Origin of the sequence: Cyanobium sp. Cruz CV13-4-11 (assembly GCF_024346055.1) — a bacterium.
Classification (GTDB): domain Bacteria; phylum Cyanobacteriota; class Cyanobacteriia; order PCC-6307; family Cyanobiaceae; genus Cyanobium.
Genome location: NZ_JAGQCH010000008.1, coordinates 18279 through 33449 on the forward strand (window position 1 = coordinate 18279; position 15171 = coordinate 33449).

At 70.5% G+C, this 15171-nt stretch carries 17 protein-coding genes and 1 pseudogene; 12 read left to right on the plus strand and 6 right to left on the minus strand.

The window, feature by feature from the left end:
- Positions 1–89 precede the first annotated feature (89 nt).
- Positions 90–1085: a cupin domain-containing protein gene (locus KBZ12_RS07840; RefSeq protein ID WP_254957364.1), complete on the plus strand. Its 996-nt coding sequence runs from the start codon at positions 90–92 to the stop codon at positions 1083–1085.
- On the opposite strand, the gene ftsH is transcribed toward KBZ12_RS07840, so the two are convergent.
- Positions 1023–2849, minus strand: a complete 1827-nt coding sequence (gene ftsH / locus KBZ12_RS07845; protein ID WP_254957503.1) for an ATP-dependent zinc metalloprotease FtsH — start codon at positions 2847–2849, stop codon at positions 1023–1025. The two genes, KBZ12_RS07840 and ftsH, sit on opposite strands and share 63 nt — an antisense overlap.
- A gap of 137 nt (positions 2850–2986) precedes the next feature.
- Here ftsH and rpmF point away from each other — a divergent pair, with 137 nt between their 5' ends.
- Positions 2987–3169, plus strand: a complete 183-nt coding sequence (gene rpmF / locus KBZ12_RS07850) for a 50S ribosomal protein L32 (protein WP_216908893.1) — start codon at positions 2987–2989, stop codon at positions 3167–3169.
- Here the strand turns inward: rpmF and KBZ12_RS07855 are convergent.
- Genes KBZ12_RS07855 through KBZ12_RS07865 form a run of 3 tightly spaced genes read right to left on the minus strand, consistent with a single transcriptional unit; the run spans position 3127 to position 5160 of the window.
- The gene (locus tag KBZ12_RS07855) at positions 3127–4065 is read right to left on the minus strand and encodes a hypothetical protein (RefSeq protein WP_254957365.1); all 939 of its coding nucleotides are present in this window, start codon (positions 4063–4065) and stop codon (positions 3127–3129) included. The genes rpmF and KBZ12_RS07855 overlap by 43 nt on opposite strands.
- Complete coding sequence (locus KBZ12_RS07860; RefSeq protein WP_254957366.1) at positions 4055–4402, minus strand: DUF565 domain-containing protein; 348 nt, start codon at positions 4400–4402, stop codon at positions 4055–4057. The genes KBZ12_RS07855 and KBZ12_RS07860 overlap by 11 nt, the downstream gene beginning before the upstream one ends.
- On the minus strand, positions 4399–5160 hold the full coding sequence (locus KBZ12_RS07865) for an HAD-IA family hydrolase (RefSeq protein WP_254957367.1): 762 nt from the start codon (positions 5158–5160) through the stop codon (positions 4399–4401). Before KBZ12_RS07865 ends, KBZ12_RS07860 begins: the two co-directional genes overlap by 4 nt.
- 88 nt (positions 5161–5248) lie before the next feature.
- On the opposite strand from KBZ12_RS07865, the gene recJ reads away from it, so the two are divergent.
- Together recJ and KBZ12_RS07875 are read left to right on the plus strand one after the other, a co-directional pair.
- Positions 5249–7165, plus strand: coding sequence for a single-stranded-DNA-specific exonuclease RecJ (gene recJ / locus KBZ12_RS07870; protein WP_254957368.1), 1917 nt, complete (start codon positions 5249–5251; stop codon positions 7163–7165).
- Positions 7162–8373: pseudogene (locus KBZ12_RS07875) on the plus strand (chloride channel protein); the annotation flags it as partial. The gene recJ and the pseudogene KBZ12_RS07875, both read left to right, overlap by 4 nt.
- A 72-nt stretch (positions 8374–8445) precedes the next feature.
- On the opposite strand, the gene psb30 reads toward KBZ12_RS07875, so the two are convergent.
- On the minus strand, positions 8446–8553 hold the full coding sequence (gene psb30, locus KBZ12_RS18645) for a photosystem II reaction center protein Ycf12/Psb30 (RefSeq protein ID WP_071881620.1): 108 nt from the start codon (positions 8551–8553) through the stop codon (positions 8446–8448).
- Between the two features lie 161 nt (positions 8554–8714).
- On the opposite strand from psb30, the gene KBZ12_RS07880 reads away from it, so the two are divergent.
- From KBZ12_RS07880 to KBZ12_RS07890, 3 genes are read left to right on the plus strand one after another with little or no spacing between them, the layout of a single operon-like run.
- Positions 8715–9074 carry a YkgJ family cysteine cluster protein gene (locus tag KBZ12_RS07880; RefSeq protein WP_254957370.1) on the plus strand — a complete coding sequence of 120 codons (360 nt, stop codon included), beginning with the start codon at positions 8715–8717 and terminating at the stop codon, positions 9072–9074.
- The gene (locus KBZ12_RS07885; RefSeq protein WP_254957371.1) at positions 9071–9448 is read left to right on the plus strand and encodes a TMEM165/GDT1 family protein; all 378 of its coding nucleotides are present in this window, start codon (positions 9071–9073) and stop codon (positions 9446–9448) included. The genes KBZ12_RS07880 and KBZ12_RS07885 overlap by 4 nt, the downstream gene beginning before the upstream one ends.
- Before the next feature lie 7 nt (positions 9449–9455).
- Positions 9456–9764: a TMEM165/GDT1 family protein gene (locus KBZ12_RS07890; RefSeq protein WP_254957372.1), complete on the plus strand. Its 309-nt coding sequence runs from the start codon at positions 9456–9458 to the stop codon at positions 9762–9764.
- Here KBZ12_RS07890 and KBZ12_RS07895 read toward each other — a convergent pair.
- On the minus strand, positions 9761–9904 hold the full coding sequence (locus tag KBZ12_RS07895; protein ID WP_254957373.1) for a hypothetical protein: 144 nt from the start codon (positions 9902–9904) through the stop codon (positions 9761–9763). The genes KBZ12_RS07890 and KBZ12_RS07895 overlap by 4 nt on opposite strands.
- 3 nt (positions 9905–9907) lie before the next feature.
- Between KBZ12_RS07895 and KBZ12_RS07900 the strand changes: the two genes are divergently transcribed.
- The 5 genes from KBZ12_RS07900 (at position 9908) to acsF (ending at position 15134) form a co-directional block, all read left to right on the plus strand.
- Positions 9908–12196 carry an RNB domain-containing ribonuclease gene (locus KBZ12_RS07900; protein WP_254957374.1) on the plus strand — a complete coding sequence of 763 codons (2289 nt, stop codon included), beginning with the start codon at positions 9908–9910 and terminating at the stop codon, positions 12194–12196.
- A gap of 7 nt (positions 12197–12203) precedes the next feature.
- Positions 12204–12854, plus strand: a complete 651-nt coding sequence (locus tag KBZ12_RS07905; RefSeq protein ID WP_254957375.1) for a flavin prenyltransferase UbiX — start codon at positions 12204–12206, stop codon at positions 12852–12854.
- Between the two features lie 11 nt (positions 12855–12865).
- Positions 12866–13396: a hypothetical protein gene (locus tag KBZ12_RS07910; protein WP_254957376.1), complete on the plus strand. Its 531-nt coding sequence runs from the start codon at positions 12866–12868 to the stop codon at positions 13394–13396.
- Between the two features lie 77 nt (positions 13397–13473).
- Positions 13474–13938 (plus strand): DUF2996 domain-containing protein, encoded by a 465-nt coding sequence (locus tag KBZ12_RS07915; RefSeq protein WP_254957377.1) that lies wholly within the window; start codon positions 13474–13476, stop codon positions 13936–13938.
- A 104-nt stretch (positions 13939–14042) separates the two neighbouring features.
- Entirely contained in the window at positions 14043–15134 is a 1092-nt protein-coding gene (acsF, locus tag KBZ12_RS07920; protein WP_254957378.1) for a magnesium-protoporphyrin IX monomethyl ester (oxidative) cyclase, read from the plus strand.
- Positions 15135–15171 lie beyond the last annotated feature (37 nt).

The window sequence follows — 15171 nt, forward strand, 5'->3', positions numbered from 1 at the left end:
CGCCCCCGCCGGGAGAGCGCCCCCCGCCGGGAGAGCGCCGGCAATGGAAAGAAATCCATAGGATCTGTCAACGATTGCAACCTGATCCCATGGGGCAGATCCAAGCGTCCAGGCCCCCCAGCCCCGGAGCCATCGCCGGGGCCCACGACTGGCAGTCTGAAACCCTGCTGTTCGACTACCGCCAGGCGGCCAACCCGATCCGTCCCGGTCTCACCGAGCCGATTCCGGAGGGCCGCTGGGGCCCCGATCTGCATGCCACGGGTCCAACGGCGGTTCTTCCCCTCGACCTCAGCGCCCGTCTCGGCTGCCCCTCCCCCGCCACAAGCCCGGCCCTGAGCGCCAATTTTGTGCGGATCCTCGGAGGCGAATCGATCGGGGTGGCCGCCAACGCCACCAGCTCCCTCTTCTACGTGTACCGGGGCTCTGGCCGCTGCCACTGCCTCTCCAGTGCCGGGGATGAACCCCTCGATCTGGGCTGGGGCCGTGGAGATCTGTTCGTCCTGCCGGCCGGACTGGAGCCTCGGCTGCAAGCCTCCGAGGAGAGCGTCCTCTACTGGATCCACGACGAGCCCCTGCTCACCTTCCTCGGGGTGCGGGCCGAATCCCCCCGTTTCGCCCCCAGCCATTACCCGGCCGCCTGGCTCGATGGGGAGCTGGCAGCGCTGGCAGCGGATCCCAGCAGCGCCCGCAGCAATCGCCTCAGCCTGCTGATGGCCAACAGTGCCCTGCCGGCGAGCCGCACCGTGACCCACACCCTCTGGGCCATGTACGGACTGGTGCCGGCCGGCGCGGTACAGCCCCCCCATCGGCACCAGTCCGTCGCCCTCGACCTGGTGATCGACTGCCAGCCCGGCTGCGCCACCCTCTCGGGTCCCGACCTCAATCCCGACGGCACGATCCGCAACCCTCTGCGGATGGAATGGGAGCCGGGCGCCGCCTTCGTGACGCCGCCGGGCCACTGGCATTCCCATGTCAATGAGAGCGCCCATCCGGCCCGGCTGCTGCCGATTCAGGACGCTGGGCTACACACCTACCTGCGCAGCCTCGACATCCGCTTTGCCTCCGGCCTGGGCGGCGAGGGCTGAACCGCCAGGCGCTTCGTGGGCCTCCACCAGGGCGCGGAAGCTGTCGCCGTCGATGGTTTCCAGCTCGATCAGCTGATTGACCAGCTCATCGATCAGCTCCCGGCGGGGGGTCAGCACCGCGATGGCCCTCTCCAGGGCCTCGCAGGCCAGCTGGCGCACCTGCGCGTCGATGCGGTTGCCGGTGCGCACCGAGGTGTGGGGGCTGGAGCGGATCCAGTCGCGGCCAAGGAACACCTCCTCCCCCTCCTCCTCAAGGGCGAAGCTGCCGAGGCTGGAGAAGCCGTAGCGCATCACCATGTCGCGGCAGATGCGCCGCACCAGCTGCAGGTCGCTGCTGGCCCCCTGGGTCACCTCGCTGGGGCCGAACACCACCAGTTCGGCGGCCCGCCCGCCGAGGGCCACAACGAGACGGGCCCGCAGGTAGGCCTTGCTGATCAGCCCGGAATCGAGGATGTCCTCATCGGGCATGGTGCGGGCGAAACCTCCGACGCCGCCGGCCCTGGGCAGCAGGGTCACCTTGTCGAGCTTGTCGGCGTGGGGCACCAGGGTGGTGAGCAGGGCGTGGCCGATCTCGTGATACGCGATCAGCCGCTTCTTGGCGCTGTCCTGCAGCGGGGCGGCGGTCAGCCCCATGGTGATGCGTTCGAGGGCGTCACCGATGGCCTCGTCATCCACCTGGCTCTTCTGGCGCCGGGCCGTGAGGATGGCCGCCTCGTTGAGCAGGTTGGCCAGGTCGGCACCGGAGAAACCGGGGGTGCGGCGCGCCCAGTCGGCCATCGACACCGCTTCGGCCAGGGGCCTGGTGCGGGCGTGGACCGACAGGATCTCCTCGCGCCCGGAGCGGTCCGGCAGATCGACGCTGATGCGGCGGTCGAAGCGACCGGGTCGCAGCAAAGCGGTGTCCAGCACGTCAAGGCGGTTGGTGGCGGCCAGCAGGATCACCCCCGAGTTGTCCTCGAAGCCATCCATCTCGGTCAGCAGCTGGTTGAGGGTCTGCTCCCGTTCGTCGTTGCCGCCGCCGATCCCCGCCCCCCGCTGGCGACCCACCGCATCGATCTCGTCGATGAAAATGATGCAAGGGGCCTTGGCCTTCGCCTGGCGGAACAGGTCGCGCACCCGGCTGGCACCCACGCCCACGAACATCTCCACGAACTCGGTGGCGGCCATCGAGAAGAAGGGCACACCGGCTTCACCGGCGATGGCCCGGGCCAGCAGCGTCTTGCCGGTGCCGGGGGGGCCGACCAGCAGCACCCCCTTGGGGATGCGGGCGCCGATGGAGGTGAACCGTTCCGGGGTCTTGAGGAAGGTCACCACCTCCTGCAGTTCCTCCTTGGCCTCGGCGATGCCGGCCACGTCCTCGAAGCGCACCGTGATCGCCCCTTCCTCCTGCAGACGGGGCTGGCTGCGGCCGAATCCCATCGCCTTGTTGGCCACCTGGGCGGAGCGCCGCACCAGCAGCACCAGGCCGGCGATCAGCAGAGCCACCAGCAGGCCGTTGGTGACCAGCCCGGCCATGGCGTCGTCGCGCCGCTCATCCCGCACCGCCAGGGGCACCCTGGCCTGTTCGGCGGTGCGCAACAGCTGCTGGTTGTCGCTGAAGACCGCCACCTGGCGGCTGCGGCCGTCGGCGAAGGTGGCGGTCACCACCCGCTGGGCGGGGGAGAGCTCCAGGCTCTTCACCTTTCCGGCTGCGATGTCCCGCAGCAGCTGGCTGTAGGAGGGCGCGGCGGAGGACTGGCCCCCGAGGCTGAAGCCCGGTTGCACCGGTGGGGCTGGTTTGGCCGGCTCCGGAGGAGAACTGCTGCTCACAGGCCTGGCATCCTTATCAGGAATGGACTGTAGCCATTTGACGAAAGGCGAGTCGGCGGCGCAGGATCATCGTTTGGCAACGAGATAGCCGGATGGCCGTACCCAAGAAGAAAACCTCCAAAGGCAAGCGCAACCAACGCCACGCCCACTGGAAGGCCAAGGCCGGTGTGGCGGCCCAGAAGGCCATGTCGCTGGGCAAGGCCGTCTTGAGCGGTCGCGCCCAGGGCTTCGTCTACCCGATCGCCGAAGACGCCGAAGCCAGCGAAGAGAGCTGAGCCCCCAGGGGGCGGCAACGCCTCCTGCCATCGAGGATCACACCGCCTTGCAGCTCCAGGGATGGCTGCCGCCTGAGCAACGGGTCCTGGTAGAGCGCCGGTGGGAGCGAACGGACCGTGGCCCGCACAAGGCCATCGAGCTTGTCGGCCGTGAGCCAGCCCCCACCCGCACGCCGTTGTATGGCTTCGGCCTGGAAGCGCCAGCGGCGCGGCAGGCTCCAGCGCTGCGGATGCAGCAGCCACAGCCCATCACAGGCGCTCCAGAGGTCCCCGTAGCTCGCCAGATGGCGGTCCCAGATGGGCAGCCACTGGCGTTCCTCGGTGGTCAGTTCCTCCAGACCAGCCCCGCTCTGCAGCCATGCTTCCAGGGCCAGCGGACCAAGGGCCCGGCATCCCATCAGCCAGCCCTCGATCACCAGGGCGTCCGCGGGCTGTTCCCGCCACCCGGATCGTTCCCCTTCGCCTCCTGCCAGCGTCTTGTCGAAACGGGGCAGCCGCAGCGGGCCCCCGGCGCGCCAGCCGTTCAGCGCCGCCAGCAGCAGCGGCAGGTCATGGCTGCCGGGCGGCACCCGGCTGACGCCGAAGGGATTGCCCGCCAGCACCCGGCGCCGTTCGTCGGCCGGGAGATAGAGATCGTCGATCGAGACCACCACGAGCCGCAGGCCGCCCAGGGCGGCCAGGTGTTCGAGGGCGCCGCCCAGGCTGGTCTTGCCGGCTCCCACCGGTCCATTCAGGGCCAGGACCGGTTTCCTTTGGCCCGTTTCGCTTCCCAGGCCGTCCTCGAGCCGCCGCAGCAGCGGCAGGGCCAGGTACCGCAGAAGGCTGGGGTGCACCGGCCCGAGGTCGCCGGCCCGTTCCAGCCGCCGTTCCCAGGCCGCCGCCGGGTCAGGTCCCAAGCTTGAACGCCTCCAGCACGATCGAGTACGTGACGCCGATGCGCAGGTTGTCGACGATCACCCAGCCCAGGGGGGGCTCGTCCCGCACCAGGCGGCTTCGCAACCGCACCAGTGTTTCGATCACCAGCAGCAGGCCCAGCACCACGGCCGGCCTCCCCCCCGGAGAGGCGATGAGCAGAAAGCTGGTGAGGTTCTGACCGGAGAAGAATCCCAGCAGCAGGGCCAGGGCGGCCAGGCTGCCGGTCCGCCAGCTGCGCCGCACCTGGCCGGCCACCCTTGTCCCCAGTCGGCTGATCAGGCCCTGGAAACGGGTGCGCTGCAGGGGGAGGCGGGTCATGGCGGATCGAGCAGGCGCTGCAACCACGACAGCGTCACCTGGTGGCCGGGGCAAGCCGGACCCTGGCGCACCGCCACCGCCCTCTCACTTTCCTCCAGGTTCTCGACCACGGCCCGGGCGGCGCTGAAGGCTCTGGCCGGTTGCACCCGGGTCGCCTCACTCAGGCAGACCAGGCAGGGCAGGCCGGCGCCGCTGGCGGCCGCCAGGCCGGCCGGGGAGTCCTCCAGCACCAGCACCCCCTGATCACCGGCCTCCAGGCGTTGCAGGGCCAGCCGGTAGGCCTCCGGATCGGGCTTCTTGCGTTCCACGTCCTCGCCGCAGATCCAGAACTCGAAGGCTTCGGCCACCCCGGGCGGCGCACCTTCGAGCAGGGAGGCCACGGCAGGGCGCCCACTGGTGGTGACGATCGCCTGCCGCAGGCCCGCTGCGGCGGCCGCCTGCACCAAGCGGGCCACCCCCGGCCTGAGGGCCAGCCCGCCCTGACGCACCAGAGCCGTGTAGAGGGTCTGCTTGTGGCGCTGCAGATCCGCCACCCGCTCCGGCTCGGGGGCGCGGCCTTCTGCCTGCTCCAGAAAATGGGTGATCCTCTCGTGGCCGCCACTCACCGCCAGCAGCCGGGCGTAGGTGGGGCGATCCCATCGCCAGGGCAGACCAGCGGCCGCGAAGCTGTGGTTGAACGCCACCCTGTGGCCCTCGAACTCCGTTTCGGCCAGGGTGCCATCCACGTCCCAGAGCAGGGCCGTCAGGGCCGGGGCCATCGGATGCCACATCTGTTGCCATTGCCAGGCTAAGGGGTGCGTCGCGCTGCCCCGCCTCCCACAATGCAAAGGCCCCGCCCGTCGATCGTTGCTCCCTGCCGTCGACGAGCGACGCTGGCTGCTGCCCACTCCGCTGGGCGGCGATGAGCCGGCGTCGGCCAGCCGGGATCCCGGCGGCGCGTTGCCCGAGGAACTGCTGGCGCTCCTGCGGCGTCGCGGCCTGCTGACGGAGTCGGCGGTGCGTGAGCTGCTCGAACCCGAGGCTGCCCCTGATCCCGCCGCCCATTTCCCCAGCCTGGAGCTGGCGGTCGAGCGGCTGGTGCGTTGCTGCCAGGCGGCCGAGTCGGTGGCCATCTGCGGCGACTACGACGCCGATGGCATGACCAGCACCGCCCTGCTGGTGGGGGTGTTGCAGCGCCTCGGCGCCCGGCCCCGGGCCGCCATCCCGAGCCGCATGGAGGACGGTTACGGCCTCAATGCGGCCATGGTGGAACGGCTGGCGGCCGAGGGGGTACGGCTGCTGATCACCGTGGATAACGGAGTGGCCGCCACCGAGGCCCTCGAGCGGGCCGCCGCCCTTGATGTGGAGGTGATCCTCACCGACCACCACACCCTGCCTCCCCAGCTACCGCGGCACCTGGCCCTGCTGCACCCGGCCGTCACCCCGGAAGGCTCCCCCTACCGGGGCCTGGCGGGCGTCGGGCTGGCCCACGTGCTGGCCACTGCCCTCTGCCGGCGGCTGAAGAATCCCCAGGGGCTGGAGATCGCCCTCAACCTGTTCTGCATCGGCACCATTGCCGACATGGCGCCGCTGCAGGGGGTGAACCGCCGCTGGTTGCTGGATGGCCTGCCCCTGCTGGGCCGCAGCCCCCTGCCGGGCCTGCAGGCCCTGCGGCAACTGGCGGGCCTGGAGAAGCACCGGGTCGATGCGGAGGCGGTGGGCTTCCAGCTGGCCCCCCGCATCAATGCCGTGGGCCGGCTGGGCGATCCCCAGCTGGTGGTTGACCTGCTCACCACGGAGGACCCGGAGCAGGCTTTGGAGCTGGCCCGCTCCTGTGAAGCCCTCAACCGCCAGCGCCGGGAACTCTGCGGCGCGATCGAGGCGGAGGCCCTGGCCCTGCTGGAGGCCGACGGCCCACGCCGGCCCGCCTTCCTTCTGCTGGCCCAGGGCCACTGGCACCACGGCGTCATCGGCATCGTCGCCTCCAGGCTGGTGGAGCGTTTCGGCCGACCGGTGGCCCTGCTGGCGGCGGAGGGGGGCGGTCGCCTGCGGGCTTCGGTGCGGGCGCCGAAGGGCTTCGCCGTGGATGCGGCCCTGACCGCCTGCGCCGAGCTGCTGGAGCGCCACGGCGGCCATCCGGCCGCCGGTGGCTTCACGGTGCGGGCGGAGAACGTGGCCGCCCTGCAGGAACGCCTCGAGGCTCTGGCCGGCACCTGGCTGGAGGCGGCGGGGGATGGGCGCGCCGTCGAACCCGAGGCCCTGCTGCGGCTGGAGCGCATCGATCGGGAGTTCTGGCACCACCTGCAACGGCTGGCCCCCTTCGGCATCGGCAACCCCACACCCCTGTTCTGGACCAGTCGCTGCCAGGTGCTGGAGCAGAAGCTGCTGCGTGGCGGCCACCTGCAACTGCAGCTGGCCCAGGGGGACGTGCGGCTGCGGGCGATCGGCTGGCGCTGGCAGGGACCCAGCCAGTGGGCCGGGCCGGTGGATGTGGCCTTCCGGCTGCGCCGCGATGACTGGCAGGGGGTGGAACGGTTCCAGCTGGAACTTGAGGCGATCCGCTGCAGCGGCGGCGACGGGGTGGTCCTGCAGCGGCGGGATCGCACCTACTGGTGCCGGCGCCAGGGCGACACCCTGGTGATCACCAACGCCGCCGGCGAGGAGCTGCGCTCAGCCATCCAGCCGGATTCCGGCGCACTCGCTGATGCAGCGGATTCGCCCCATCCCTACGTGCAGGGACTGCTGCGGGAGGCGGCCATGGCCCTGGGGATGGCCGCAGGATGAGCCGCCATCGCTTCGGCCTGCTGCGTTCCCTCGCCCAGTTGGCGCTGCTGGGGGCCCTGGTGGGGCTGGCCTGCTGGCCCCTCAACCGCATCGACCTGCTCCAGGACCGTTTGCTCTCGGTCCTGCCGGCGTTCAGCGGCGGCCCCTGGAGCGGCCCTGGCTGGCTGCTGGCCCTGGCGCCGATCCCCCTGGTGCCCCTTCTTTTTTGGCTCCAGCGGGGCCCCTGGCGCCGCGGCGCCGGCTCGGGCATCCCCCAGGTGATGCTCTGCCTGGAGGATCCCCATCGGGGCGCCCAGCTGCTGGGCGCCGCCCCCACGGGAGAACGGCTGGGGCTCTGGACCGTGGCCAGCCTGGCCCTGCTGCCGCTGGGTCGGGAGGGTCCCGTGGTCGAGGTGGGTGCCTCGGTGGGCCAGGCCCTGCTGCGGCGCTGGCCGGGCCTGCTGCACCGGACCAGCCGGGGCCATCTGCTGGCCGGTGCCGCCGGTGCCGGTCTGGCCGGCGGCTTCAACACCCCCCTGATGGGGGTGATCTTCGTTGTGGAGGAGCTCACCGGCAGCTTCCAGCAGCGGTTGGTTTGGCCGGCCCTGGTGCTGGCCAGTGCGGCGGCGCTGGTGAGCAACCTGGGTGGTCAGCCGATGTTCGCCCTGGGGATCAACGCCAGCCCCGTGACGGAACTCGACCAGCTGTTGTGGGCGATCCCCATTGGCTTCGGCGGCGGCCTGCTCGGTGGTGGCTTCGCCTGGCTGCTGGTGCGGGCAACGGCCCTGATCACCCCCATCGCCCGCCGGTGGCCCCTGCGTCTCGGCCTGGCCGCAGGGGTGGTGCTGGCCCTGCTGGCCCTGCTCACCGGCGGCGCCAGTGGCGGTGATGGGGAAGCGCTGATGCGCCTGGTCCTCGACCAGGACGCCGACACGACGCTCGACTGGCCCTGGGTGGCCCTGCTGGCCGCACGGCTGCTCGGGCCCGTGCTGGCCCTGTCGGCGGGAATACCCGGCGGCCTGATCGACCCGGCCTTTGCCCTGGGGGGCGTGTTCGGAGCGGGGGTGGTGCGGGCCCTGGCCGGGGACCCCCACTTGGGCCTGGCCCTGGGCATGGCGGCCGGACTGGCGGGGGCCACCCAGCTGCCGGTGATGACGGTGGCGTTCGCCATCCGCATGGCAGGCGACCAGCAACTCCTGCCGGGCCTGGTGGCCGCCGCCGCCATCGCCACCTACACCGGTCAGGCGATTCAGGGACGGCCGGTGTATCACGCCCTGGCCGACCTGCTGATGCCCGTGGGCTCAGAGGGCGCCGCGGCGGTAGTAGAGGATGAAGATCACGGCCGGACCGGCCAGGGTGATCAGGGCCAGGGCGCCGAAGTTGGAGATGAGATGGAAGTCGATACCCATGGGACGACAGCTGGCGAAGGGGACAATCGCCAAGGAGTGTAAGTCTCCTGCCGACCTCTTCCGGACACGGGACTCGCAGCCGTGATCGGGTTGTGATGGCTGGCGCCGGCCGTGGGGGTGGTCGTGGGGTGTGAGTGAATGGAACAAACCGTTGCGCTCCGTTGCCCCGATCCGAGCACTGGCACTGCATCAGCGGCTGCGGCTCCTGCTGCCGTCTCGATCCGGCCCTCAGGGGCGACGCGATCGAGGCCCTCGACCCCGAGCAGCAACAGCTGTACCTCTCGATGGTGGGTGAGGACGGCTGGTGCCGCCACTTCGACACCGGCTCCCGTCGTTGCCGCATCTATGCGGAGCGGCCCGATTTCTGCCGGGTGGATCAGCTGGTAGCCCTGTTCGGCCAGCCCGGGGACGATCCCGAGGCCCTGGCCATCGCCTCCTGCAAGCAACAGATCCGTGCCGAGCTGGGCGGCCGCCACACCGTGATGCACCGTTTCCTGCGGACGATCCGTCAGCCGTCATGACCAGCGCCCCCGACGCCCCCGATCAGCCCACGCCGCCGCCGGTAGCGACCGACTCCCCGGCCCCCTCCAGCTGGATCACCGTTTTCTTCAGTACGGCCACCACCGTGTTTCTGGCGGAACTGGGCGACAAGACCCAGCTGGCCGCCCTGCTGCTGTCGGCCCAGTCGGGCCGCCCGTTCATCGTGTTCGTGGGGGCCTCGCTGGCCCTGATCTGCTCCAGCCTGGTGGGGGTGCTGCTGGGACGCTGGCTCTCCACCGTCATGCCCGCCCACCAGCTCGAGCGGGCGGCGGGGGTGCTGATGGTGGCCCTGGGCCTGTGGCTCGGCCGTCAGGCGGTGCTGCACCTGGCGCCCCTGCACCTGCTCACGTCCTGAGATCCCCATGCCGTTCGCCCTGCTCGCCTCCACCTTCGCCACCGTCTTTCTGGCCGAGCTCGGCGACAAGACGCAACTGGCCATCGTCAGCATCAGTGGCACCTCCAACCGGCCCGGGGCCGTCTTCGCCGGCAGTGCCACCGCCCTGGTGCTGGCCAGCCTGGTGGGGGCGGCGGCGGGTGGCTCCCTCTCCAGCGTCATCCCCACCGATGGCCTGCAGCTGGCCGCCGCCGCCGGCTTCCTGATCATCGGCAGCCGCCTGATCCTGCGCTCCGGTGCGGGGAGCGGCGAGGACGCCGACACCCCCGCTCCTTAGAGTCGTCCGATGACGTCCGCCGCGATGGCGAGCGCCTCGGGCCATCCAGCCACCAGCGGGGCCGCCGAACCCCCGTCGGGCTCCGGACCAGCCTGGCCACCGTGCTGCTCCACCAGCGCCATCCCCTGCGTACCCCCCATCCGATGAAGTTCACGGTCGCCGACCTGCTCGACCATCTCTCCACGACCGATGCGGTGGCCCTCGCCAAGCTGGAGAAGTCTCTGGGGCTCACCACCAAGTCCTGCAAGCAGCAGTTGCGCATCGGGCTGGTGGCCTTGCAGCGGCTGGGGCTGGTGGAGGAGGACGCCGAAGGCCTGCGCTCACGCGACACCCCCGAGTTGATCCCGGCACGCCTGCGTTGTTCCAGCAAGGGGTTCTGTTTCGCCCTGCGGGACGACGGCGGTGAAGACATCTACATCCGTGACCACCAGCTCAACCACGCCTGGAACGGAGACCGGGTGCTGGTCCGGATCACCCGTGAGGGGGGCCGGCGCCGCTCCCCGGAAGGGGGGGTCCAGTGCATCCTCGAGCGCCATACCCCCAGCCTGCTGGCCCAGGTGGAACGCCAGGACGGGCAGCTGGTCGCCGTTCCTCTCGACGACAGGCTGCTGACCTCCGTGGCCCTCACCGAGGACGATGCGGTTCACCTCGACCCGCCCGAGGAGGCGGTGGTGGAGGTGAAGATCGACCGTTTCCCGGTGGCCCAGTTCGGTCCTGCCGGCCATGTTGCCCGCAGCCTGCCGGTGCATGGCGGTGAGGCCGCCGACACCGACCTGCTGCTGGCCAAGCACCGCCTGCAGGAACGGCCGGCCTGCCCCCGTACGACCCTGAAGCAGCCCGTCGCCAAGGGCCGTGCCGATCTGACCGCCTTGCCGACCTTGCTGCTGGAGGCCTGGGAGGGTGCTGAAGCCCCCGGTCTTCCGGCGGTGTCCCTGGAGGAGCGGGAAGGGGGCTGGCGGCTGTGGGTGCACAGCCCCGCCATCGCCGAGCGCATCGGCATGGGCAACAGCCTCGATACCTGGTTGCGGGACCAGGGTGAGGCGATCTGTGTGGGACGCCGCTGGCTTCCCCTGCTCCCCCCGGCCCTGGCCAAGGCCAGCGGTTTCCGTCCTGGTGAAAGCCAGGCGGCCCTCTCGGTGGCCCTGGAGCTGGACGGGGAGGGGAACCTCGAACACTTCCGCTTCAGCCTGAGCCAGGTCAGCCCCGATGCCCGGGTCGACCGGGCCGCCATGCAGGCCCTGGCCGAGCGCAAGCCCAAGGCCCGCACCACCCCCGCGCCCCTCAAGGCCCTCAAGGACCACCTGCCCCTGCTGGAGCAGCTGGTGCAGCTGAGTGGCCTGCTGCGCCAGCGGCGGCTGGCGGCGGGCTCGATCGACCTGGATCTGCCGATGCCCGCGATCGACAGCCTGGGCGACCTCCAGGTGCCCGCGCCGGATGCGGCCCAGCAGGGCTGGCTGGTGGAACTGCCCGCCGAGGATCCGGTGGCGATCCTGCGGGAAGCCGTCCTGGTCGCCCACCGGGCGCTGGGTCGCCACCTGCTGGCCCTGGAGCTGCCCGCCCTGTTTGCCCTCAATCCGGCCCCGGAGGCCACCGAGATCAACGACGTGGCCAAGGCGGCCCTGGCCCTGGACATCCCTATGGAGCTCAGCGCCGATGGCAATGCCAGCGCCGCTGAACTGGCCGCCGTCTTCGCCGCCACCGACCGGGGCCGTCCCCTGCAGCAGCAGCTGCGTGATGCCCTGAGGCCGGTGCAGCTGGCGCCCGATTCCGGCCCCCACGCCGTGGCCGGTGAGGCGATCGCCCTGGCGCCTTGGTGCTGCCCTGGGCTGCACTACGCCGACCTCTGGAACCAGCAGCTGCTGGTGACCCTGCTGGTGGATGGCAAGGACCGGCCCAGCGTGCGCCACAAGATCAGCACCGACCTGTCCAGTGACACCTGCCATGGCAGCACCGACTGGCCCCTGCTCACCCCTGGCCAGCTGGCCCCCTACCAGCAGGGCCTGGAGCATGGTCTGGCCCAGCGCCTCAATGGCCGCAGCCGCTTCCTGCAGGAACTGCAGTCCGATGCCCTGGCCCTGGCCCAGGCCCGCCACACCGAGCCCCTGGTGGGTCAGACCCTGCCTGGGGTGATCAGTGGCGTCCAGAGCTACGGCTTCTTCGTCGAGGTCCCCCCATCCCAGGTGGAGGGTCTGGTGCACGTCAGCTCCCTCAAGGACGACTGGTACGAGTACCGCTCCCGCCAGAACCGCCTGGTGGGCCGCAAGTTCCGTCGCACCTACATGGTGGGGGACGGGGTGGACGTGGAGATCCAGAAGGTCGACGCCCTGCGCCATCAGATTGACCTGGCCGTGCTCCAGCCCGAAACCTTCGAGCAGGACGGTGACGACGGCGCCACGGACAGCGACCCCTCCCTGCCCGAGAGCGAGGGCTGAGCCGCCCATGGCGCCTGCCTCGCTTCCCGTGGTTCTGGCGGTGTCCGGCGCCTCCGCCCAGCCCCTGGCCGAGCGGGCCCTGCAGTTGCTGCTCGAGGACGACCAGTCGGTCGAAATGGTGACCAGTCGCGGCGCCATTGGCGTCTGGCAGGCGGAGATGGGCCTGCGGGTGCCGTCGGAGCCAGATGCCCAGGAGCGGTTCTGGCGCGATCGCACGGGCTGTACGACCGGCCGCCTCCACTGCCATCGCTGGAACGACCAGGCTGCCGCCATCGCCAGCGGCAGCTTCCTCACCCGTGGCATGGTCATCCTGCCGGCCAGCATGGGCACGGTGGGGAGGATCGCCTCCGGGGTGGCCCTGGATCTGATCGAACGGGCGGCCGATGTCCATCTCAAGGAGGCCCGCCCCCTGGTGATCGCGCCGCGGGAACTGCCCTGGAACCTGGTGCATCTGCGCAACCTCACCCGCCTGGCTGAGGCCGGTGCCCGCATCGCCCCCCCGGTGCCGGCCTGGTATCACCAACCCACCTCGATCGGTGAGATGGTGGACTTCCTGGTGATCCGCGTCTTCGACACCCTGGGCCTCCAGCTGGGTTCCCTGCAGCGCTGGCAGGGGCCCGTGGCCCGCTCTGCTGCGGACGAAGCCTCCACCATCTGACGCTCCGGACCGTGTTGCACCGCCTGTTGCTGCTGCCCCTGCTGTCGCCCTTGCTGGTGACCCTGCTGGTGGCGGCCCTCAACCCCAGGCCCACCCTGCCCCTGCGGTTGCTCACCTGGCAGTCCCCCGCGTTGCCGATTGGCCTGTGGATGGCCATCGCCGCCGGAGGAGGTGCGGCCCTGAGCGCCAGCGCCACGGCCCTGGCCCTGCGCCAGGGCGAGCGGCCGTCCCTGCGCCGCACCATCCACCGCCGCCAGGAGCAGGAACCCTGGACAGCCCCCTGGGGCGGCAGCACCGAGCCGCGATCCACGACGTCCAGGTCGCCCAACGCCGGCGACGCCCCTGCCACCGCGGCTCCAGCCGGCCCCAGCCGTGCCCCCGGCGAGCCGGCGCCCACGGTTTCGGTGCCCTACCGCGTGCTGCACCGCCCCGAGGGCGGCGCCCCCAGGCCCTTCCGTGCCGAGCCGGCCGCGGTGCCGCGTTCTGCGGCCGTGGCCAGCGTTGATGACGACTGGGGCGATCGGGATGGTGAGGAGTGGTGAGTCCCGTCTCCGCGCACACCTGAGGCTGGAGGACGCTGCCTAAAGTTCTCGCACCATCGCGCCCAGGGATCGCTCCGGTGACCGAGACCCCCAGCAACACGCCCGATCCCGTCGCCACCTCGCCCGAGGCGAAGACCGCCCCGCCGGAGGCGAAGGCAGCTGCGCCGAAGGCGAAGCCCCCCGCCCCTGAGGACAAGCCATTCGACGCGTTCGTGCCGGAGCTGCTGCTGCCGGCCCTGATCAAGGAGATCCAGGCCTACGGCGGTCCCTCCCCGGAGCTGGTCTTCGAGCAGGGCGCCATGCCCGTGGTCGGGGCCGACTGCTGGATGGTCCGCGGCAAGCTTCCCGGCGAGCGACGCTTCTGGCTCTGCTTCACCCGGCCGGACATCAGCTCCGCCAAGACCATCGCCCTGACGGAAGGGGGGGGCAGCCCCAGCCTGCTGGAGTCGTTCCTGATCGATGAGAAGAAGATGACCCTCCAGCTGCTGGTGTCACGGGTCGTGCAGCGCCTCAACGGCCAGAAGTGGCTCGGCCCCAACTGAGCTCCCGAACCCTTCGCTGTCTTCACATCCGCGGCTTCACATCCGGACCGATCGCGGGGATCGATGCCTACGATGGCGACCGAGCTCTCTGAACGTCCAGCGCGATGGTGCCTCCCACCACCCAAGCCCCCACCGCCCCCCGGGTGGGCACCCCGGATGCCCCGGCCATCAAGGACCCGGTGAAGGACACGATCCTCACCCCGCGCTTCTACACCACGGATTTCGACGCCATGGCGGCGATGGATCTGCGGCCCAACGAGGTGGAACTGGAGGCGATCTGCGAGGAGTTCCGCAAGGACTACAACCGCCACCACTTCGTCCGCGACGGCCAGTTCGAAGGCGCCGCCGACAAACTCGACCCCGAAACCCGCCGGGTGTTCGTCGAGTTCCTCGAGCAGAGCTGCACCTCGGAGTTCTCGGGCTTCCTGCTTTACAAGGAGCTCAGCCGCCGCATCAAGGAGCGCAACCCCCTGCTGGCGGAATGCTTCGCCCACATGGCCCGCGATGAGGCCCGCCATGCCGGCTTCCTGAACAAGTCGATGGCTGACTTCGGCCTGCAGCTCGACCTGGGCTTCCTGACGGCCACCAAGGCCTACACCCACTTCCAGCCCAAGTTCATCTTCTACGCCACCTATCTCTCCGAGAAGATCGGCTACTGGCGCTACATCGCCATTTACCGCCATCTGGAGCAACATCCTGAAAGCAAGATCTTCCCGATCTTCAACTTCTTCGAGAACTGGTGCCAGGACGAAAACCGCCACGGCGACTTCTTCGACGCCCTGATGAAGGCCCAGCCGGACACGGTGCGTGGCTTCACGGCCCGCCTCTGGTGCCGTTTCTTCCTGCTGGCCGTGTTCGCCACCATGTACGTGCGTGACGTGGCCCGCAAGGAGTTCTATGAGGCCCTCGGGCTCGATGCCCGCACCTACGACAAGTACGTGATCGCCAAGACCAACGAAACCTCCGCCCGGGTGTTCCCCGTGGTGCTCAATGTCGAGCATCCCGAGTTCTACGAGCGGCTCGAGAAACTGGTGCAGAACAATGCCGCCCTCGATCGGGCCGACCGTTCCGGCGCCCCGGCACCGGTGCGTGCCCTGCGCAAACTGCCCCACTGGCTCGGCAACGGTGTCCAGATGGCGCGCCTGTTCCTGATGGCACCGATCCGCAGCGAGCGCTTCCAGCCCGCCGTGCGCTGAGCTGACCCGCCAGAATCGGCCCAGTTCTTCCTTCGCC